This is a genomic window from Hufsiella ginkgonis (assembly GCF_009834915.1).
Classification (GTDB): domain Bacteria; phylum Bacteroidota; class Bacteroidia; order Sphingobacteriales; family Sphingobacteriaceae; genus Hufsiella; species Hufsiella ginkgonis.
In genome coordinates this window covers 65,321-85,958 of the sequence record NZ_WVHS01000003.1, presented here as the reverse complement: position 1 = coordinate 85,958, position 20,638 = coordinate 65,321, and the positions used below count along the sequence as shown (strand labels likewise).

At 49.0% G+C, this 20,638-nt stretch carries 16 protein-coding genes; 6 read left to right on the top strand and 10 right to left on the bottom strand.

What is annotated here, in order from left to right:
• Positions 1-12: 12 nt before the first annotated feature.
• The 6 genes from GS398_RS12790 to GS398_RS12765 form a co-directional block, all read right to left on the bottom strand.
• Positions 13-1,311 (bottom strand): MFS transporter, encoded by a 1,299-nt coding sequence (locus GS398_RS12790; RefSeq protein WP_160907204.1) that lies wholly within the window; start codon positions 1,309-1,311, stop codon positions 13-15.
• A 19-nt stretch (positions 1,312-1,330) separates the two neighbouring features.
• Entirely contained in the window at positions 1,331-2,050 is a 720-nt protein-coding gene (locus GS398_RS12785) for a head GIN domain-containing protein (RefSeq protein ID WP_160907203.1), read from the bottom strand.
• A gap of 134 nt (positions 2,051-2,184) precedes the next feature.
• Complete coding sequence (locus GS398_RS12780; RefSeq protein WP_160907202.1) at positions 2,185-2,787, bottom strand: GIN domain-containing protein; 603 nt, start codon at positions 2,785-2,787, stop codon at positions 2,185-2,187.
• Between the two features lie 251 nt (positions 2,788-3,038).
• The gene (locus GS398_RS12775; protein WP_160907201.1) at positions 3,039-4,931 is read right to left on the bottom strand and encodes a RecQ family ATP-dependent DNA helicase; all 1,893 of its coding nucleotides are present in this window, start codon (positions 4,929-4,931) and stop codon (positions 3,039-3,041) included.
• The gene (locus tag GS398_RS12770) at positions 4,928-8,530 is read right to left on the bottom strand and encodes a DUF4450 domain-containing protein (RefSeq protein WP_160907200.1); all 3,603 of its coding nucleotides are present in this window, start codon (positions 8,528-8,530) and stop codon (positions 4,928-4,930) included. Before GS398_RS12770 ends, GS398_RS12775 begins: the two co-directional genes overlap by 4 nt.
• Before the next feature lie 48 nt (positions 8,531-8,578).
• Positions 8,579-9,193, bottom strand: coding sequence for an acyltransferase (locus GS398_RS12765; protein WP_160907199.1), 615 nt, complete (start codon positions 9,191-9,193; stop codon positions 8,579-8,581).
• Positions 9,194-9,349: 156 nt separating this feature from the next.
• Here GS398_RS12765 and GS398_RS12760 point away from each other — a divergent pair, with 156 nt between their 5' ends.
• The 6 genes from GS398_RS12760 (at position 9,350) to GS398_RS12735 (ending at position 16,669) form a co-directional block, all read left to right on the top strand.
• The gene (locus GS398_RS12760) at positions 9,350-9,724 is read left to right on the top strand and encodes a response regulator (protein WP_160907198.1); all 375 of its coding nucleotides are present in this window, start codon (positions 9,350-9,352) and stop codon (positions 9,722-9,724) included.
• Positions 9,725-9,728: 4 nt separating this feature from the next.
• Positions 9,729-10,412: a TolC family protein gene (locus tag GS398_RS12755; protein ID WP_160907197.1), complete on the top strand. Its 684-nt coding sequence runs from the start codon at positions 9,729-9,731 to the stop codon at positions 10,410-10,412.
• Between the two features lies 1 nt (position 10,413).
• Entirely contained in the window at positions 10,414-12,609 is a 2,196-nt protein-coding gene (locus tag GS398_RS12750) for a GumC family protein (protein ID WP_160907196.1), read from the top strand.
• Positions 12,606-13,814: a glycosyltransferase gene (locus GS398_RS12745; RefSeq protein WP_160907195.1), complete on the top strand. Its 1,209-nt coding sequence runs from the start codon at positions 12,606-12,608 to the stop codon at positions 13,812-13,814. Before GS398_RS12750 ends, GS398_RS12745 begins: the two co-directional genes overlap by 4 nt.
• 117 nt (positions 13,815-13,931) lie before the next feature.
• Positions 13,932-15,431: an O-antigen ligase family protein gene (locus GS398_RS12740; RefSeq protein ID WP_160907194.1), complete on the top strand. Its 1,500-nt coding sequence runs from the start codon at positions 13,932-13,934 to the stop codon at positions 15,429-15,431.
• Entirely contained in the window at positions 15,428-16,669 is a 1,242-nt protein-coding gene (locus GS398_RS12735) for a glycosyltransferase (protein ID WP_160907193.1), read from the top strand. Before GS398_RS12740 ends, GS398_RS12735 begins: the two co-directional genes overlap by 4 nt.
• Here GS398_RS12735 and GS398_RS12730 read toward each other — a convergent pair.
• The 4 genes from GS398_RS12730 to GS398_RS12715 all read right to left on the bottom strand — a co-directional run bounded on the left by GS398_RS12730 (position 16,642) and on the right by GS398_RS12715 (position 20,634).
• Complete coding sequence (locus tag GS398_RS12730) at positions 16,642-17,424, bottom strand: glycosyltransferase (protein ID WP_160907192.1); 783 nt, start codon at positions 17,422-17,424, stop codon at positions 16,642-16,644. The two genes, GS398_RS12735 and GS398_RS12730, sit on opposite strands and share 28 nt — an antisense overlap.
• 33 nt (positions 17,425-17,457) lie before the next feature.
• Positions 17,458-18,228 carry an FkbM family methyltransferase gene (locus GS398_RS12725; RefSeq protein ID WP_160907191.1) on the bottom strand — a complete coding sequence of 257 codons (771 nt, stop codon included), beginning with the start codon at positions 18,226-18,228 and terminating at the stop codon, positions 17,458-17,460.
• Between the two features lie 94 nt (positions 18,229-18,322).
• Positions 18,323-18,934 carry an HAD-IB family hydrolase gene (locus tag GS398_RS12720; RefSeq protein ID WP_160907190.1) on the bottom strand — a complete coding sequence of 204 codons (612 nt, stop codon included), beginning with the start codon at positions 18,932-18,934 and terminating at the stop codon, positions 18,323-18,325.
• Complete coding sequence (locus GS398_RS12715) at positions 18,898-20,634, bottom strand: hypothetical protein (protein ID WP_160907189.1); 1,737 nt, start codon at positions 20,632-20,634, stop codon at positions 18,898-18,900. Before GS398_RS12715 ends, GS398_RS12720 begins: the two co-directional genes overlap by 37 nt.
• Positions 20,635-20,638 lie beyond the last annotated feature (4 nt).

Genomic DNA, 20,638 nt, shown 5'->3' with positions numbered 1-20,638 from the left:
TCGGAAAAAATATCAGTAATCTTTTCTTTCCTTCATCTTTAACATGGAGACGAGGATAACCAGCCCTATCAAAAAGAAGATCACGAGCGCCAGCGCCGAATTCCGCATATTATCCGTTACCGACTCCATATAACCAAAGGTAAAGAGGCCTATTACGATGGCGATCTTTTCGGTTACGTCATAAAAACTGAAAAAAGAGGTGGTGTCTGGCGTGTTTTCCGGCAGAAATTTCGAGTAAGTGGATCGTGATAATGATTGGATGCCGCCCATTATCAGGCCAACCACCACGGCTAATGCATAAAACTGGTTGGCAGTGGTCGTATAATAAGCGCCCACACAAGCCCCCATCCAAACCACTACTACGCAGATAAGCACCCGGATATTGCCATACTTTAGCGCAAAGCGCGACATGAAATAAGCTCCTAAAATTGCAACCAGCTGTATAACGAGCACCGTTTTGATTAAACTATCCTGCGGCAGATGCAGCACCTTAGCCCCAAACGCGGCGGCCACGAGCATGATGGTCTGTACACCCATCGCATAAAAGAAAAACGCAAGCAGGAATCGCTTAAGTACGGCCATCCCGCTGATCTGTTTCCACACTTTGGCCAGCTCCTGGAAACCGCTATGGATCACCTTATGATTAACGGCGCCGCGGTTCTGGCCGCCTGAATGAAGCTTCCTGAAAGGGATCTGTGAAAAACCGATCCACCACAATCCCACCAGCAGGAACGAAAGCTGAACCGCCTTTTGCGTTGATAGCCCGAACGTTCCCGGCGATTGAATAAAAACAAAACAAATGATTTGCAGCACCACACTGCCGATATACCCATAGGCGAACCCCCTGGCGCTCGCTTTATCCTGTTCATCAACCGTAGCGATCTCCGGGAGGTACGAATTATTAAAAGCCACGCCGCCGATGTAACCCATGGCCGCAACCGCCGAAAGGATAATGCCGAGTTCGAGCGTGTCCAGGTCAAAAAAGAATAATCCGCAGCATGCAAGCGACCCGATGTAAGTGAACGCCATCATAAAGGTCTTCTTATTCCCCCTGAAATCGGCGATCGACGACAGCACCGGGAGCGAAACAGCCATCACCAGGTACGCAAAAGCCAGCGAGTAATTTGCGAGTGCGGTATTTACGAACGTAAAGCCGAAAAACGATACCTTGTCGCCATGTTCGGGCGTGGAGGTGATCTCGGTATAGTAAGCGGGAAACACCGTGGAAGTGATCACCAGGTTGTAGGCTGAGTTAGCCCAATCGAACATGGCCCATGCCCGGATGGTTTTTTTGTCGTTTTTTTGAGACATGGTCGCGGCAATTACCGTGCTATTGGATTTTCTTGAGGCTGGATGTCCCCGAATCGTGGTTATTTACAGTGGCGGGATTTCCCTTGTACTCGATCACGCTTGCGCCGGCAGAATTGACATCGAGCTTGCTCAATACATTAATGCGGCATTTACTCGCGCCGGCGCTTTTAATATCATAATTGCCCACTACAAAATCAGTGGCATTCACATCGGCTGCACCCATTACGTCGAGTTGGTGACTTCCGGCCTGCCCGGTGAGTTTCAAAGTAGATGAACCGGTCGACGAAGTTTTAACTTCCGATGCGTCCAGGTTCAACCGTACCTTATTGGCACCGCTCAGCTTCATGTTAAAGTCGGTGGTCCTGATCACCGATTCCCCCGAAACCTCTACGGCCCCGGAGATCTCCAGCCCTTCGAACACTTTAGCGCTGATGGTAATAACCACCGGGCTTGTATCGCAAAAATTCCCGTCCGTATCAACAACAAGCTTGTTCCCCGTAACATGTAACCTGGTGTATTGCTGGATATTATCGTCGGCTGTAACCGTAACCTGCTGCACCGAATCCTGCTTAAGAACCAGTTTATACGTACCGCTCGCTTCTATTTTCGTAAAAGTTTCCAGTGCCCGCGTCTCGGTCACCGCGTTACCCGATCCTGTCACACATTTTACCTGGCATCCCTGCCACGCAGGAACCAGGGTTACAGCACTTAAAAGAGCAAATAACGAACTTCTTTTCATGACGGATCTTGCTTTATACCGGGAGGGACCTACCTTCAGCATACAAGTTTAAGCTTTTAGGCGCCTGTTCACAAATCGCGCAAAACAAAAAAGGCCGCTTAAGGCGGCCCGGTATATGATGGAGTTTACGAATGTTAAAACCCGGCACTCATTTTTTGCTCCGCCAGGTAAGTACTCGACGAGCTAAAGTCGGCGGCAAAACGCGAAGTATCCATTTTCGCCTGGCCGCTCAGCATTGTCACCTGGTTTTCGGTATCGCCGGAAAGCGCCAGTACCGCCAAACCCTGCAGTTTAATATTCATGTTATAGGTTTCGGCGTCGATTGCGGCACTGGCACAATCTTTCAGGTTGATGTCCAGGTCCAGCGCGCTTAACTTGTTTACAGACCGCACGGTAGCAAAACCGCTGGCAGTAATACTTTCGAGGTTGTTCACATTTACCATAATGGTGAGCTTCTCCGTTCCGTAAGATGCGATTCTCAGTTCATCTTCTTCCAGCTGCACCATGGCATTCTTGCCGTAATAGTTGTCGTATACTTTAAGGCTTTCTTTGGCATCCTGCATCAGCAGCAGCTCTACATTACCCGTCACACTGATCTTGCGGATATTTTTTACATTTTCCAGGTAGGTAATGTTCTCGTTTTGCCCGGCAGCCAGGATCGTTCCGGTTGTCATACACATGGCCATCGCAAGCAGCGCGATCGCCTTCATCTTCTTTGTAAAGTTTATCGTTTTCATCTCTTTATATATTTAATCCTTTTAACGAATAATTAACCCGTCATTTAACCATAAGACGCAGGCATTTTATGCGCGTTACGCTTAAAATTGTTAAATAGTGTTAATATTCATCTTGTTAAGGTTATATAAAAGACGACGATTTTCCATAAAGGTTACAAAATAATGTGCTTATTCACCTCTTAATTTTACTGTTAAGAAAATCTATATAGCAGATAGAATGAGGATAGGTTTGACATTACCTACATGGCAAACTATACATAGTACCTGGTCCCGTCGGTTTTGATCCGCCCGGAATCGAGTAAGTTCCGTACCACGGCAATGCGTTCTTTTTCAGAACCCAGGGAGATCGAGGTGATCAGTTTATCGAGCGAAAGATGATCGAGTGAAAGCAATTGAACTACCTCGTTTTCAATCTGTTCCGGGAGGTTAACGGCGGTGGCGCGGCGCTTCTCTTCGAGGCATATGTCGCAAATACCGCATTTTGGCGGACTCGCTTCATTGAAATAACTGAGCAGGAACTGGCTCCGGCACTCACTTGATCCTGCGTAGGCGATCACTGCTTCCACCTGTCGGGTGACGATCGCTTTACGGTCCCCGATATACCGGCGATCGATATAGAGGTCTTTGTTGTCAAATCTTGGCCTTACAAACTGCAGGTACGGCTTATCTGATTGTGGTAAATAATCTATTATCTCCATCGTCTTGAGCTGTGTGAGCATGTCTTTTACCACCTGGTACGGTTGCTCCATGCGTTTGGCGATGTCGTACTCGCGGATGGCGGTGTACTGCTCAAACATCCCGCCGTACGATCGAAGGATAAGCTTGATAAAAGTGTCGAAAGCCGAATGCTCCACCTGGAACCTGTACAGGTCTTCGGAGGTTACCATCACCTTTACGCGAGACGGCAGGAAAACACTTTCGCTAAGGCTGATATAACCGTCTTTTTCGAGGAACTTTAACGCATGAAGCGTTTTAATCACATCCAGTTTAAACCGCGAGCAAAATTCCGGCAGATCGAACTCCAGCGACTGCCCTTCCCCTGCCCCGTAGGCCACCTGGAAAAAGTTACCCAACTGGTGGTATATCTTCCTGATCTCATCTACCGAAGGAAAACTCAATTCCAGCTTGCGCCTGAGCTGCGCCACATCCGAAGTATCGTATAACAGCACCGCATAAGCACGCTGCTCATCGCGGCCTGCCCGACCCGCCTCCTGGAAATAGGCCTCTACACTCTCCGGGATATCCAGATGCACTACGAAACGGACATCAGGCTTGTCGATCCCCATTCCGAACGCGTTGGTAGCCACCATGATACGAACCTTGCCTTTTTTCCAGGCTTCCTGTTTGGCGCTCCGCGCGAGGTGGTCCAGACCGGCATGATAGAAATCGCTGGAAAAACCATTTAAACCGAGGACCCTGGCCACTTCCTGCGTCTCCCGCCTGTTCCGCACATACACGATACCGGTTCCTTGAATATTTTCAGCGATGGAAAACAGCTTCCTGAACTTGTCTTCGAGGTTAAAGATCACATAGGCCACGTTTTTGCGCTCGAAGCTTTTACGCAGCACGTTCGGCTTTTTAAAACCCAGTTTCTCCTGGATGTCTTTAACCACGTTCTCTGTCGCGGTAGCCGTTAACGCCAGTACCGGAACGGTTGGATGCAGCTCGCGTAAGGCGGTGATCCTGAGGTAAGGAGGCCTGAAATCGTATCCCCACTGGGAAATACAGTGAGCCTCGTCTATGGCGATCAGGTTCACCTTCATGTGCCTGATCCTTTCTTTTACCAGTTCAGAAAGCAACCGTTCGGGAGAAAGATAAAGGAACTTGATGTCGCCATAAACACAGTTATCGAGCTGGATATCGATCTCGCGCTTTCCCATTCCCGAAGTGATGGCGATGGCTTTGATCCCCTTTTCTTTGAGGTTCTCCACCTGGTCTTTCATTAAGGCGATGAGCGGCGAAACCACGATACAGATGCCGGGTCTCACCAACGCAGGTACCTGGAAACAAATGGATTTCCCGCCGCCGGTGGGCAGCAGCGCCAGCGTATCATTCCCATCAAGCACCTGCTGCACGATCTCTTCCTGCAGCGGCCGGAAACGACTATGTCCCCAATAATGCCGCAAGATTTCGTGAATCGTCATGGCTCACGGATCAGGGTTACACCCATCAAACCCATCACTACGTCATTCGCAAGGGTTCTCAGGGTAATTGATTGAAGGGTTTTAGCCGCATCCAGCGGAAGGTCGAGTATGATAGCCGCTCCCCCGGGAATTTCCTTGCCGTTAAATTCGCTGGCATTGGAAACGATACGCCCGGTTTTGAGGTGAATGCGCGGCGGGTATGCGGCGCCGGTGGAAAACGCATAACCGTCGTCCAGGTAATCGCGCTCTATGGGCCACCAGTTCCCGGGATTTGACAAGGCCATTTTCGCCGAGGAGCCATCCGTATACGTAACGATCAATTCGCCATTGGCAATACGGCTCTGCATGGGGTTTGTAGAACCGGCAAGTAAGAAATAGGCATGCGGGGACTTTCCCGAAAGCGGTATCGTTTTCTCTTCCGGGTAATTGTCCCACCGCGAAGTAAAAATGATGTTCCTGGCTTCCGCATCCCCGGGTACGCGGAAAGGTATCGCCTTAAACCGGAATTGGCCCGCACTTCCCGCAAGGCGGATGATGCCAGAATCATCGACCGAAGGCGTTTCCAGCGGGTGTGTCCATTCACCAGCTCCCTGCACAGGCAGCTGCAGGGTGGGATAAGGGGCTCTCGGCGAGAGGTATTTGTTCTTAAATATTGCGGTCACTTTGTCGTTAAAGCTGGCAAAGAGGTCGATCGCTTCTGCTTGTCGCGAGGAAGTAATGTTCCAGTTAACGATATTCTGCTCCACCGAATCCTTGCCAAACGAAACAACGACCCGGTTACTCCCGGTAAACAGGTAACGGCCGGGGACCGCAATTTCCGGTCCCTCCTCCCCGGCAGGCAGGCTAAGCGGTGCAGCGAAACCATTTACCTTTACGGTACAGGGTAAAACGGCCGATGTATTGTTCGTGACCTTCAAACGCAGCCCTTCGCCCTGCGGAGCCGGCGTGGTAACAGAAACAGCATCCGTTATCCCGAAACATACAGGATACCACCATGTCATTTGTCCTTGTGAAAGCTTTAGAAAAATGGTATGGTTGCCTTTTTCACCGGTAACGGTAGCCTGTAATTTTCCGGGTAAGGGTTTAACGTTATCAAATACTTTCTGCGGATCCTCCAGTTTGTGAAAAACCGATTTCTTAAGGTCCAGCTCGATTTCTTCTCCCTTAACATACTTTGGCTTCACTGCCGGAATTGTCACCGGTGTGGTTCCCCAGGTAAGCTCGACCCGGTAGCTGGTGGCAGGCTGGCTGAAGATCTCCACCATCGGCTGCCCCGCCACGTCTTCCTGTCTTACCCAGGCGGTGCTCTTTCCGTTCACTTTTACGGTCACCAACTGGTCGCGGCGGGCTTTCAGGCGCAGCTTCAATTTCATTGGCTTCCCGAAAGAAGGGACGATGGTATAAATCTCCCTGTTTCCCGTGCGGTTAAACCGGAAAGAGAGATCGGGAATGGTTAACGAAGCCGTGTTCCAGGCGGCCGGTAATCCGGGGCGGATCCCGAGCGTTTGGCTCAATGCATCTGGTACGATGCCAAAAAGGCCTTCCACCAATGTGCGCGAAACCATCCCGACCGGGTCGCCAAAATCGCGGTAAGCCTCGCCCCTGTTCGCGTCGTAATAAGAGATCTGCACAATGTTGCCTGGACTACCGCCCAGGTACATCGACGAGATCAGCTCGCTTTTCCATAACCTGAACGCTTCCTCCGACCTGCCCGCCTGCCAGTTGGCGAGCGTGGTATGCATCGATTCGGCGAGTGCCACGTTGTTGAGCGACCAGTTGTATGGCATCCAGTTACTGGTAGAGAGCGTGTAAAAGCCTTCGGGCAGCCCATCTGCGCGCACCGGGATATGTGGGATCTCCAGGTCGGTATAACGAAGCTGCTGGTATGCCTGGAAAAGATCAGGCACCTCCGAATCCTGGCTATGGTAAATTGTCCACAACGCCGGCGCAGGATGAAGTAGCTGTAGACCCAGCAGGTCCTTATATTCGGCATAAACACCTTTTTGGGCTATCCACAATTGTGAATTCATAGCGGCAAGGATCTTTGCCGATTCCGCGAGGTAAGGAGCAGGATCTTCGCCGATCAGTTTTGCGATAACGGCGGTCATTTTATTCGCGTAATAGTTATATGCCGACGTGTGGGTAACGCCTCCTCCGCTGTACTGGAGCGCATCGCTTGCCCATATGGCAGCGTAAGCATCGTATAAACCATCGCCGTTACCGTCAAAGTTTCTTTTCTCCCAGGCCAGGTGGCGTGTAATAACGGGCCACATCTCCCGGGCGAAATCCAGGTCGCCGGTCCATTTCAGGTGCCTGAGCAGCTCATCGATATAAACAAGGTTCATATCATAATGGTGCGCGCGCAGTGATTTTCCCGCCGGATCACGGCTGATGTAACCGCTCGTAAAAACCGCCGTACCGATCTTTTCCTTTTGCCTGGCCAGGTTGAATGCGGTATCGGGGACGCTCGGGCCATCTGGCGGGCTTGTTAGCTGCGATTGTGCATAACTCCTGAAGTGCATTTTCGCACGGTCGTGCCAGCCCAGCGGATCTGCGGTATAAGGCCCGCGCCAGCCGTTCAATCGCGAACGCCAACCGATAGCGCCATGAAGATAGGTGGGCTCTTCCCATATCGCGTCGGACGCTATTGCGAGCGCGCCGCCAAGCGTGTTGATATATGGATCGGGTGTTCGTACGATGACCCGTTCGGCCAGTTTCCTGCGGGCGGCTTCGGCCTGGTCAAAAATTACCTGCAGGTCATTATAACCTCCGGCAGGCACAGCCGCATTCTGAAGCGCGAAGTAAAGATTTTTGCCAACCGCTAATTCAATTTTGCCGGTTAGTACCGGCGCTTGCTTTTCTGCCGACGAAAGTATCGCGCCTGGCTCGACGGCGGCGGCATCCCCGATTTTCAACTCAGCGCCTGTAGGAAATATGCCGTTAACGGTTTTTTCCTGCCCATAGGTGAGTGTGAATATATTGGCCGACAACTGGTATCGATTCCCCGCGCAATTCTCCGGTTTAAGGTAAAATACGGATTCCGGGTCGGGGCCCATGTCGCCATCCCTGCTAAACTTCTTACCGTCGGCCCCGCCGTATACCCAGCAAAGCCCGGGGAGTTTTGCGGCAGTGCCCGTTATCCAGGTTTTCGCCACCAATCCTTCCGCATCGACGCGTGCAAGGACCGTGAGGTGAAGGGTCGCTTTTCCAAGAGCGGGATCCGTGATCTCGTAGATCATCGTCCCCGGACGATAACGCGCAACTATTTTCGCGGAAGCCGAAAGCCACCTGGCGCCGCCGGCAGATACCAGCCCGAACCTCAGGTTTCCACCCATTCCCGGCATATACAATGCAAATTCCGGGAGGTCGCCGGCTTCGATGCGAAATGCGGTATTGCCGCCGTACAATGCCCGCGTAAAACGCCTGTTACCGTTAGTGATCACAAAGTCGGTCCCATCCGGTTGATAACGGAGCGCACGGGATATATTATGCCAGTAACCCGGCGCCAACTGAACCGGATATAATTCCTGGCCACGGATCAGCGGCGCCGAAAACAGCAGCATGAGTACTAAAACCGAACGTGAAAAAGTCGGGAACATGGGAGACTTGGCTAAAATTTTGTGGAACTTATTACCCAATAGGGAACATTAGACTTTTACCCATTCGCCGGTTTTAGCATCGTAACGTTTAATAATCCTGGCGGGATTGCCAACTACCACACAAAAATCGGGTACATTTTTAGTAACGATAGATCCCGCCGCCACCACGCAATGTTTGCCGATGGTAACGCCCGCAGTGATCACCGCATTGGCGCCGATCCAGCATTCATCGCCGATCACAATGGCGGCCGTAGTTACTTTTTGCTTGTGGATAGGCATGGTCACGTCCTGGTAGCCGTGATTAAGACCGCTGATCACAATGTGCTGAGCCAGAATCACATCGCTTCCGATAGTAACCGGCCCGATGATCACATTCCCCATCCCTATGAGGGTATTGTCCCCGATAAATACATCGCCGACGCCATTGTTAACCACGCTAAAATCTTCGATCACCGAATAGTTTCCGAGCACGAATTTATTGAAAGGCAGCACGTCCATCCGCACCCGGTTTTTTACTTTCGACCCTTTGCCATGCTTGTGCAGTAAGGGGTTTAAAAACAGGCGGACCCACGATCTCGGCCGTGCCTCGTTGTTAGGAATTAATGCTCTGTGGATAACTTTTTTTAGTTTGGGACTATTCTTTACTGTGTTCCTAATTGACATAAAACAAATATAAAGTACATTTAACCCCGGGACAAACTACCTGTATTTAACTTCAAAAAAAAGCCTGGCATGGTACATCAAAACAAATCTATTTAAACTTTTGGCATTATTGATGCCTATGTCTTTTTAAATTCAGTCAGCCGTCAAGCGACTACTATGAAAAAACAAATACTAATTGTCGACGATGAAATAAGTATTCTAAAACTACTCAATTTCCTGCTGTCGCGAGATTACGACCTGGTCATTAAGCAAAATGGAGCCGAAGCGATGAGCTGGCTCGAAGAAGGAAATGATCCATCCATTATCATATCAGACCTGATGATGCCGTACATCGACGGCAGTTCGTTTATCCGCAACCTGAAAGTAAGCGGATTTTACCGGGAAACGCCCATTATCCTGCTTTCTGGAGCCGACGATCTCGAAGCGATTGTAAAAGATATGCCGTTCAAAGCCGACAGGTACCTGAAAAAGCCGTTCAATCCCACTGACCTGAAAACCTATATATCGGACATTTTAAGCCAGAGCAACTAACAACATGCGTCATAGACAATTATTTATTCCCGCTTTGTTGCTGGTTTTCGTAATAATTATTTTCCCTGCGAAAGCACAGGACTCGATGATCGGCGATATTTCATACGTTTACCTGGAAAAGCTTATCACGATAGCGAAAGAAAATTATCCGCGAATGAAAAGCGTGCAATCCCGGGTAGATATCGCCAGGATAAACGTCACCAAACAGTCGGTAGCCTGGCTCGATCCCCTTACCGTTTCTTTTATCTACGCACCAAACTACACGTTTAATATCGTAGACCCGACGTATTTTGACGGGATCCAGCTTGGGTTGTCCGTTAACATCGGCTCTATCCTGCAAAAGCCATTTAACGTAAAGCAGGCCAAACGGGAAGTGGAGATCGCCCGGGCCGACCTCGCAGAATATAACATGACGCTGGAAGCGGAGGTAAGACGACGCTATTTTACGTATATACAACTGCTGAACCTGCTGAAAGTACAGTCAAAGTCGCTCGTCGACGCACAGAGCGTCGCCGAGCAGGTAAGGCTGAGGTATGAAAAAAGTGAAGTTACCTTCGATGTGTACAGCCAGGCAATGGTCGCCCTTGGCAGCGCCAGGTCGGCCAGGATCAGTGCAGAAAGCAGCATGCTGATCGCCAAGGTTTCCTTAGAAGAGTTAGTTACCAGAAAGCTTGAAGAGATAAAATAATATGCAGGAAGTCCGCAAGTATTTTCGTTTATTATACAAGTACCGACTTATTATCATCACCATACCGATCCTGGCGACGATCTGTACCTATTTTATGGTCAGGAATCTTCCCGATGTGTATGTGGCTAAAGCGCAGATCTCTACGGGTATTGTGGATGAAACCCGGCAGAACACCATTTCCGGGCTGGAGATCCTCCAGGAGTCGCGTGTAACGCAGAAGTTCAGCAACCTGGTGGAAATGATCAAGATGAAGAATATTATCGACCAGCTTTCCTACCAGCTGATCCTTCATGATCTTACCTCGGCAAAACCGTTCAGGAAACCAAGCTCACTGGTAAATGACCTCGTCCCCGCAGCCAGGACCCACGCAATTGAAGTTTACCGCGCCAAACACGAAAAGAAGGAAGGGCTCGACCTGTTTAACCCCGACCAGAACGGGCTGCATGCCGTACTCGAATCGATGGGATACGACGAAGGCTCCATTCTTTCTGAATTAAACGTTTACCGTTCGGGCACAAGCGATTTTATCACGGTAGAGTTCTCCTCAGAAAGCTCTGAACTATCGGCTTTCGCGGTAAATACGCTGTGTACAGAATTCATCGCCTCTTACAATACGCTATTTAAGGCGAACCTGCATAAATCCGTAAACTTTCTCGCGGGAGCGATGAAAGAAAAACAGGACTCGCTAAATAAGAAAGTAGCCGAGCTGCGTAATTACAAGATCAAGAACGGTTTATTAAACCTTGAGAACCAATCGACCTCGCTTTACAGCCTGATCCTTGAAAATGAGACCCGGAAGCTGGAAGCGGAGAAAACGGTCGCCTCCAGCAGGGGAGCGATCGACAATATCGACGCTAAATTTAACCCGAATGACCGGCGGTACATTGAGTCGGCCATGACACGGATTAACCAGCAACTGCAGGCGCAACGCGAAGAAGCCCAGGCACTGGAAGAAGAGTACATTAACAGCGGTTTCGAAGAGCGCATAAAAATACAGGCCGACTCCCTGCGTAGCGAGATCAGCGCCAACATCAACAAGCTCACGGATGAGTATATCGTTAACCCGATGAGCACCAAACAGGCGCTTATCCAGCGAAAACTGGAGCTTGAAGTACAATACGACCTTGCGCGTTACAGCCTGGGGCTGATCGACAGCCGCCTGAACCAACTTTACGAACGTTACCAGAAACTGGTACCTCATGAAGCGGTCATCCAATCGTTCGACCGCGAAATTGAAGTCGCCGCACGTGAATACCAGGAGGTGGTGGTACGGTACAACCAGGCGGGACTGGAGGCGGCTTCGGCGGTGACGCTCAGCCAGGCGCAGATCGCAATGCCCGGGTTACCGCAGGCGTCTAAAAAGATCCTGCTGGTCATCCTGAGCTTTATCGGTACCACCTTTTTCTGCCTGCTTATCTTTTTCGGGATCTATTTCTTCGACAGTTCCGTTAAGGAATCGTCAGAGCTTGCTAACAGTACGGGCGCCCCGGTATTGGGACACCTCAACATATTAAGCGACTCGGTGCTCGATCTGAAGAAAATGTGGAATGACCCGGACACCCGGGACCGGAGGCTGTTCAAAGATATGCTTCGCTCGGTCCGTTTTGAAATCGAACGTATCATTGGCGACAACAAGGTGCTGCTGGTCACCAGCCTTTGCCGCGGCGAGGGTAAAACGGTGTTTTCGCTTAGCTTAACTTATGCCTTCGCCATGACGGGCAAAAAGGTGTTGCTGATAGACGGCAACTTTAAAGACAGCGGGATCAGCAAGACATTGCAAACCCAGACTTACCTGGAAGATTACCTGACCGACAATAACCTGACCATCCTTACGGAAACAAGGTCGATTAACGTACTGGCCAACCGCGGCGGCGATACTTCGCTGCTGGAGATCTGCCCTGAGCACCTGCTGAACGCGAAAATGGCTGACCTGAAAGCTGCTTTCGACATCATTATTATCGAAACTGCCGACTTAAAAGCGTTGAACGTTTCTTCGGAATGGGCTGTGATTGCTGATAAGATCGTCAGTATATTTGAAGCCGGCAGGAAGATGAGCATAAACCGGGTAAATAACATCCATTACCTGATGAATTTAGACGATAAATTTATCGGTTGGGTGTTAAACAAAGTCCCAGGAAGGCATTTAGCGCCACTGATAGATAAAACGTGGCTGAAGGGAAGTAAAAAGAAAAAATGAGCTTTGTCCAGGTAGCTGGTATCGTATGGATCATATTCCAGGTTATCATCGGCATTCACCTAGTACTGCCTTTGGTACTTTTTGTGCTGCATTCTATCAAAGGAAACCGTACAGCCTCACCCACATCGCCGCTCAGGCCAGCTGATTTTGACTATGCCGTTATCGTAACGGCCTACGAACAAACAGATTCGCTTCCCGCCGTTGTCAACTCCATTTTAAAGCTTAATTACACCAATTATCTCGTGTATGTGGTGGCCGACAAATGCGATATTACGGGTTTGTCGTTTGATCCGGAGCGCGTGGTGCTGCTGCGTCCCCCAACCGTGCTTGCCGGCAATACGCGGTCGCATTTTTATGCGATAAATAATTTCAGGCGCGATCATGACCTGCTGACGATCATCGATAGCGATAACCTGGTGCAGGCTGATTACCTGGATGAGCTCAATATTTACTTTAGCCTGGGATTTAAAGCGGTACAGGGGATCAGGGCCGCTAAGAACATAGACACCGTGTACGCTTGCCTGGATGCCGCCCGCGATATTTATTACCATTATTATGATGGCAAGATCCTCTTTAACCTCGGCTCGTCGGCCACACTTGCCGGGTCGGGCATGGCATTTACCACACAGCTTTACAAGGATTGCCTGGGCGATAAAGATGTAAATGGAGCAGGTTTCGACAAAGTGCTGCAGGCAGCTATCCTCGAAAAAGACCTCCGCATCGCGTTCACCGGGCAAGCCGTAGTCTTTGACGAGAAAACGTCTAAACCCGACCAGCTCGTTAACCAACGTTCCAGGTGGATCAACACATGGTTCCGTTTTTTCGGCTACGGCTTTAAACTCGCCTGGCTTGGTATCAAGAACTTTAGTTTCAACCAGTTCCTTTTTGGTATCATCCTGCTGCGCCCCCCGCTTTTTATTTTCATCATCCTATCAGGAATCTGTATGTTGGCAGACCTGCTGATCAGCCCCCTCTCATCGCTGATCTGGCTGATCGCTTTTGGTTGTTTTATTCTCGGGTTCGCGTTGTCGCTAACGCATTCGAAAACGGATGAACGTATTTATAAGTCGCTTGTTAATATTCCTCAGTTTATTTTTTACCAGGTGCTTTCGCTGCTGAGAGTTCGCAACGCGAATAAACGTTCGGTGGCCACCAGGCACCACGTTAATGACACGATAGAAAACATTAAGCAAAATGAGGATTGACCCGCACAAGCCGAAAGGGCATATTTTTTCCTTTTCAGACAACCTGAAACGGTATGCCGCATTTGCTTTATTGATAGGTACTACTTACTTATTTTTCATTAAGCTGCTGTTTTTCTGATGCCGGTAGTTTACTCATCCGAACGGCGTTATAAGCCGGAAACGAAGACCTTCGTCGAAAGGCAAAAGATCTTTTTGCGGAGCGATGGCGCAAAGAGGCTGGGTCTTGGGCTGATGTGCCTCACTTCCCTGCTAATCAGTTTCCTGATCAGCATTGGCGGAATAAAGGCCGGCGTTATGATCATGGTCGTGTTGGTTGCACTGCCGATGCTGTACATCACGGTAGTTTACCCGCGCACCGGGATTCTTATTTTGCTGATTGCCGCCTATATGGTGATGTGGGTCATCCGCATGAATCTCATCTCCTTTCCGCTTGGTACCGTGATGGACGGCCTGGAAGCCCTGTTGCTGCTTGGCTTTTTCATCAAGCAGAAGACCAGGCGCGACTGGCAGTTCATGAAGAACCCGATCAGCGTACTGATCATTATCTGGATCTCGTATAACCTGCTGCAGGCGCTTAATCCCGGTGCGGCATCTGTTATGGCCTGGTTGTATACGGTGCGAAGTGTGGCGGTGGTAATGGTCATGTATTTTATCTTTAGTTACCATATCCGGACGGTCCAATTTATCAGGCTTATCTTTAAGATCTGGCTGGGGCTCTGTACTTACGCAGCCCTCTATGCCCTGAAACAGGAATTTATCGGCTTTAACAGTTATGAGCTCGCTTATATCAACACCCCGGGAATGGACGCGCTGTTGTTTATCGGTGGTTTCTGGCGAAAGTTTTCCATCTTCTCCGACCCCGTTGCCTTCTCTTATAACATGGTGGCGGGCGCAGTGCTCGCGCTGGGCCTGATGTTCGGCAACCTCCCGGTAATTAAAAAAGTGATCCTCGGGTTCCTGATCGCGCTGTTCCTGTTTGCTATGATCTACTCGGGAACGCGGGGCGCTTACCTTTTGTTCCCGGCTGCGATAGGGCTTGTGGCGATCCTGCATTTTAACCAGCGCGTAATGTTTCTGGCCGGGGTGGTCGGTATGTTTATGCTGTTCCTGATTAACGTACCTACCAGCAATGCCGCGTTATATCGTTTCCAGTCTACATTTAAGATTTCCGAAGATGCCTCGTATAACGTAAGGGCCATTAACCAGAAAAGGATCCAGCCCTATATTCAAACCCATATTATTGGCGGCGGACTGGGCGCTACCGGCATATGGGGAACCAAATTTGCGCCGGATTCATACCTTGCCAAATTGCCTCCCGATAGCGGATACGTACGTGTTGCGGTAGAGCTTGGCTGGCTTGGCCTGCTGATTTTTTGTACCCTGATATTCGTGGTGCTGAAAACAGGGGTCGATAATTTTTTTAAGATCAAAGACCCGGAGCTCCGAAGTTACTGCCTGGCTATGACCCTGACCATCTTTGCGTTAAATATCGGAAATTTCCCCCAGGAAGCATTCGTGCAGTTTCCCACAAGTATTTATTTATATCTTGAGATCGCATTAATTAACATCACGCTGAGGCTCGACCAGGAACGCGGGCAAAAGAGATTGCTGACATGAACCTGAAGGACCAATATATCTTTATCCTCGGAAACGCCCGGTACGATTCCCCGTTCGAATCAACGAGCGTTACAGTCGCCCGGTACCTGGCAGCCGGGAACGACGTATTTTATATAGATAACCCGTTTACCTGGAAGGATTACTTCAAGAGACGGGACTCTCAGCAATTCAAGAACAGGAAGGATTACTTCGCTGACTCTTCATTCGGCCTTATTGATACTGCCGTTGCCCGTTTTAAGATCCTGATCACATCACCCCTGCTTTCACTCAATTTCCTGCCCGAAGGCCCGCTGTACCGCTTGCTACTCAAGTACAATGAACGGCTGATCGCCAGGCGCATCAAGCTGGTTATGAAGAAGTATGGGATTAAGGACTTCATTTTCATTAATTTTTTCAACTTTCACTACCCGAACGTTGGAGACCGCGTTGGGGCACCGCTGAAAGTGTACTATTGCGTGGATCCGCTGATCATACCATTCGATATGAAACATGGGTTTGTATCTGAAGATAAGCTGGTTAGGGAAAGCGACCTGGTGATCTGCACGAGCCGCCAGTTATACGAGGAAAACAAAGAGCGGAATAAGGAAACTTACTTTATCGCCAACGCGGCCGACATTAGCCATAGCAGTAAAGCGCTGTCGCCCGATCTGCAGGTACATTCATCGATCCTGGCGCTTAAAAAGCCGGTTATCGGCTATTTCGGGGCCATCGAGCGCCGGATGGATTATGACCTGCTTCATGAGGCAGCGAAACAAAACCCGGATAAAAGCTTCGTGTTGGCAGGTCCTGTGTCGCCAGAATTTACTCCTGGATGGTTATACAATACCCCCAATGTGCACCTCCCGGGAAGGGTGCCTTATGACCAGATGCCGGCTATGATCAAGGGGTTCGATATTGCGATCATCCCTTTTAAATCCGACAAGGTAAGCCGGACCATATTCCCGTTAAAGCTTTTCGAATACCTGGGTGCGGGCAAACCGGTGATATCCACCGATTTCAACCCAGATCTGAAGGAATTTACCAAAGACGCTGTGGTATATTGCAGCGATGCCGACGCATTTTCAGCTGCGATAAGCACCATCTTAAAAGAAGATAACGGGGACCGTGAAAAGGAGAGGTTGGCGATTGCCAGCGAAAACACTTGGGAAGCAAGAATCCGGGTAATTTCTTCTCTTTTGGCTAATGCGCTTGGCAGGAAGAAAAATCCTGATCACACGTCCATAAACAGGATATCGTAATTGTATTTCAGTTGCCGGTAAACGTACCTCACGCCGGCAATGAGCGGATTACTGCTGGCTTTCCACTTTGTGCGGGTGCCGGTCATGGTGCTCGGCTCTTCTTCGGTATTCTTCTGGATGAATAAAGCCTGGAAATCTTCGTAAAAGATCCCCTGTCCTTTGTTCTTTAAAAACGAAATACACATGCGGTATTCTGTTTTATCTCCCTTGATGCCTTCTTTATAGCGCCCGAACTTTTCGAAGAAACTTGATCTCCGCAGGTGCGGATGGTCGCTGTACATGTATATTTTCAGGTAATTCGGCGCCCATTTACTATTCGACATCTCGGAGAAACCATAGCCAAAAGGCTCCAGGTACGGAAAGGGAATGTAGGCATAGAACCGCGCAATGTCAAACCGGGGGTTTTTATTCATCAGCTCCAGTGCGTCGGTAAAATGGCCGGCAAATGACCTGGCGGGTTCAAAATCCTCCTGCACATATAGGGTGTAGGGCGTTTTTACGGCATCCTGGCCTTTATTGATGTTGTTCCCGAGGCCTTTATTTTTTGGTGTCAGGATCAGCCTGAAAGCGAAGTCGTTCCGTAATTCTTCCAGGTAGCTGAGATGTTCGGGTTTGCTTCCGTCGTCAGACACTACGATATCCCCGAACCGGATGCGCTGCTCCCTAAATACGCTGAGCAAATGATTGAGCGAACTGCTGCGATTGTAGTGGGTAATCAGTAGCGTAACATCCTTAAAAAAATATTCCTTTTCCATCCAGAGATCAAAAGAAGGTAGCCGACCGGTTTGTTAAATCACCGACAATTTGTTCATACAGCAGATAATGTTTTCACCGCGATGCGTGATTGAAAAATCGTAGTTAACCAACGCTTTAAAAAACGACTTCGACGAGCCCCACCGCGTGCGATCGTGAAGCTCGATGATCAGCACTTTCGTAAGTGGCAGCCATTGTTCGAAATTACTATCAAAGAGCTCTTTTTCTGAACCCTCGATATCAATTTTAAGAATATCGATCCCGGTAAGGCCGAATTCGGTCATCAGGTCTGCAAGGCTCACTCCTTTAATGGTATGGTCGTTCGTATACTCAACTTCCTTTACGGTAAATCCCCATTCTCCCAGCTTGTTATCTTCTTCTATTACCAGGTTGGCAGAACGGTTCCAGATCCCGTATTGAACCGGGTAAACGTCCTGGTAACCCGCGGTGTTCTTCTTTAGCTGATCGAAATTAGACTGCTCAGGCTCGATCGAGATCACTTTCGCATCAGGGTATTTGTTCTTAAAGTACACTGCCGCCAACCCGATATTAGCACCGCAATCCAGGATCACTTTTGGCTGGAAACTAGTGTTAATATCGTATTCCTTATACAAAAAGATCTGGTCGAAAGTTTCAACGTCTGATGTGTTCCTTCTTAGCAGGACCGGGTGCTTAACGTCGGGAGGCTTGATGGAAATGATACCGGAACCCGAAAACTTCTTTTTTAAAAGAAACTTTATTCCCTCAAAGCCAAAATTCTCAAAGTATTTAACAAGATATTTAATGCTGGCAATCAGATTGTTCATTGAAAGGAATTATGTCTTTGTTTTCTGCCTCCAAAGTACTCATTTTAAAGTTATTTTTGGGGCAATAAGTGTAAATTTGAACTTAAACGCGCGTCTAAAAGCTTCTGTAAAATTTAAAATCCGCTGCAGCTAACAGCTCTTTATCGCCGTTACTGTCGCCATATGCGTACAATCCATAATTTCCCCTGTCGGGGAATTCACTGAGCAAGCGAACTACTTTTTCGCCGCCATAACAATTGTTGGTGAGGAACTTGCCGGTGATGTGGCCATTCACCACTTCCAGTTTGGTGGCGAGTACTTTTACGCCATATTGACCGGCCCAGGGAAGGATCCAATTTTCGGGGGAAGCGCTGATGATGACTAACTGGTGCCCGCTCTCCTGGTGCCACTTCAGTTTCGCGATCGCCTCCGGGCGCAGCAGCTTTTCAATACCAGCGGCAAACTCGCGGCATTTTTGATTAAAACCGTTGATCTCCGTCCCGTTAAAAAAGTACCTGAACAAACGCTCTTTGGCTTCGTTGTTTGAAATCACCTTTAACTTGTACAAGAGCAGCATCGGTGATAAGAGGGCAAATCCCGCCGCCAGCCTGGAGAGGGGAAAATAAAAAAGAAGGAATTCGAACAACGTATCTTTCGTTGTCAACGTGCCGTCGAAATCGAAAGCGGCAATTAATCTTCGGTCTCGCCTGCTATCTTGTTGCTCCATTTCACTAAAAAAGGTTCTGGTAAAGGTTTAAAGTCGGCTGGCAGCTGGAAAAACGAATCGGAGCGAATGATCTTATATACATTTTTCGTTCCCAGTTTGGGGTAAAGCCGGAAAGGAATGTGGTGCTCGGCGAATCGCACGCGGTTACTTTGCGCAGATCCCCACCAAACAGGGATCACCGCATTGGCTGATTTCATCTGCCTGATCTGGAAATTGATCTGTGCCGTTTTCATGATGTTCCACGGAATGGAAATCGCGCTGAACGCGATATTGAAGAAGATCGCCGCCATGATAACGAACGAAAGAACCCGGGTAAGCCTGCCAGGCTTCAGCGCATGCGCTACCACGATTACGAGGAACGGAATAAACCAAAGTTGCGGCACATAACGGGCCCACCACGATTCGGGAATAATTAATACGGAAGCGACCAATACGGCTAAAATATAGAGGAACTTCGAGGTAAGCGGCTCCTTAAACCGGCCATATAGCATCACAACGGCAAGAACCAGGCTGAGGATCATGATCCCGCTAAAAAACGGACCCCAACCCGCTATGCGCGTATCGATCTTTGGCGCGTTCTTAATATCGTCGGCGTTTAAGGTAAACGGGATCTTTAGGGCGGGCACCTTCCCTTTTTCTGCCTTAATGTTGTCGGTATGCGAAAAAAAGGAGATGAAAAACTTCTCGCCCATGCTTTTATCAAAAAAACCGGTCGGCAGGTTTCCCGAAAAAATATCTGCCACGGGTTTCCCGGTGCTCGACATGATCGGGTAAAAAGGATGCTTGTGATTAATGGTGTTTTTAATGAAGGGGTTGTAACCCACCACTACTACGGCAACAATTCCCGCTATCGCGGAAGTTTTCAGGACATTAAAGAAATCTGGAAATCGCTTAAAATATAAAAGGATGAGTAATATCCCTAGCCCGAAAACGCCTGCAAAAACCACCGCCGTGAACTTGATGTTAATCAGCGTCATGATCACCGCACCGAATAATACGAGGTAATACCTGTTGGTGCTGTAAAACAAGAGGCAGCAACACAAAAACAGGCAGAGCAGGAGACAAACCAGCTGCCCATCCACATAATAGGTAAGCAATTGATTGATGGCTACCGGGTTAAGCACAAGGAAAGCACTGATCAGTATTTTCCCTGGGAACGACTTGACGGGCGTTCTGTACAACAGCGAAAGCGACAAAAAGAACGCAGCGATCATCAGGAGCATATTGGTAGACTTCCCCATTTCTATGCTGTTGGTAAAGCTATAGATCACGGCTTCAGGGATTTCTGCGCCTTTGGCATAATGATTTACCCAAAGAGAGCCGTTTACCGAATCGGGCAGCTGCCGGTACACGGGGTTCCAACCGTTTTTTAACTGGTACATGGCTTCCTGGTGATACTGCTGGCCATCATATGAAACATCGTACACCAGGCCCGCCAGGATCATGCACACAAGCAATAAAATAAGCGAGACAAGCCCTGTACGAAACATGGTCTTTGAAATATCCCCGGGGAAAAAGTACTTCACCGCAAAATACTGGAGTGTAAAAACACCTGCCAGCGACACGGGAAAATGCCAGAAAGTTAAATGATACCCTACCAGGAATGTGATTGCCGCGAGCAGCAGCATCACGGCCACGAAATTTAATATGGCAAAAGCGATCAGGAAATAATAATTAGACTTTACAACTGACGATTCCATGTTA

Excerpts from the sequence above, each read along its gene's own strand:
- GS398_RS12775 (WP_160907201.1), bottom strand. The coding sequence starts at position 4,931 with ATGACGATTCACGAAATCTTGCGGCATTATTGGGGACATAGTCGTTTC.
- GS398_RS12735 (WP_160907193.1), top strand. The coding sequence starts at position 15,428 with ATGAACCTGAAGGACCAATATATCTTTATCCTCGGAAACGCCCGGTAC.
- GS398_RS12750 (WP_160907196.1), top strand. The coding sequence starts at position 10,414 with ATGCAGGAAGTCCGCAAGTATTTTCGTTTATTATACAAGTACCGACTT.
- GS398_RS12790 (WP_160907204.1), bottom strand. The coding sequence starts at position 1,311 with ATGTCTCAAAAAAACGACAAAAAAACCATCCGGGCATGGGCCATGTTC.
- GS398_RS12720 (WP_160907190.1), bottom strand. The coding sequence starts at position 18,934 with ATGGAGCAACAAGATAGCAGGCGAGACCGAAGATTAATTGCCGCTTTC.
- GS398_RS12755 (WP_160907197.1), top strand. The coding sequence starts at position 9,729 with ATGCGTCATAGACAATTATTTATTCCCGCTTTGTTGCTGGTTTTCGTA.
- GS398_RS12765 (WP_160907199.1), bottom strand. The coding sequence starts at position 9,193 with ATGTCAATTAGGAACACAGTAAAGAATAGTCCCAAACTAAAAAAAGTT.
- GS398_RS12745 (WP_160907195.1), top strand. The coding sequence starts at position 12,606 with ATGAGCTTTGTCCAGGTAGCTGGTATCGTATGGATCATATTCCAGGTT.
- GS398_RS12725 (WP_160907191.1), bottom strand. The coding sequence starts at position 18,228 with ATGAACAATCTGATTGCCAGCATTAAATATCTTGTTAAATACTTTGAG.
- GS398_RS12760 (WP_160907198.1), top strand. The coding sequence starts at position 9,350 with ATGAAAAAACAAATACTAATTGTCGACGATGAAATAAGTATTCTAAAA.
- GS398_RS12740 (WP_160907194.1), top strand. The coding sequence starts at position 13,932 with ATGCCGGTAGTTTACTCATCCGAACGGCGTTATAAGCCGGAAACGAAG.
- GS398_RS12770 (WP_160907200.1), bottom strand. The coding sequence starts at position 8,530 with ATGTTCCCGACTTTTTCACGTTCGGTTTTAGTACTCATGCTGCTGTTT.
- GS398_RS12785 (WP_160907203.1), bottom strand. The coding sequence starts at position 2,050 with ATGAAAAGAAGTTCGTTATTTGCTCTTTTAAGTGCTGTAACCCTGGTT.
- GS398_RS12730 (WP_160907192.1), bottom strand. The coding sequence starts at position 17,424 with ATGGAAAAGGAATATTTTTTTAAGGATGTTACGCTACTGATTACCCAC.
- GS398_RS12780 (WP_160907202.1), bottom strand. The coding sequence starts at position 2,787 with ATGAAAACGATAAACTTTACAAAGAAGATGAAGGCGATCGCGCTGCTT.
- GS398_RS12715 (WP_160907189.1), bottom strand. The coding sequence starts at position 20,634 with ATGGAATCGTCAGTTGTAAAGTCTAATTATTATTTCCTGATCGCTTTT.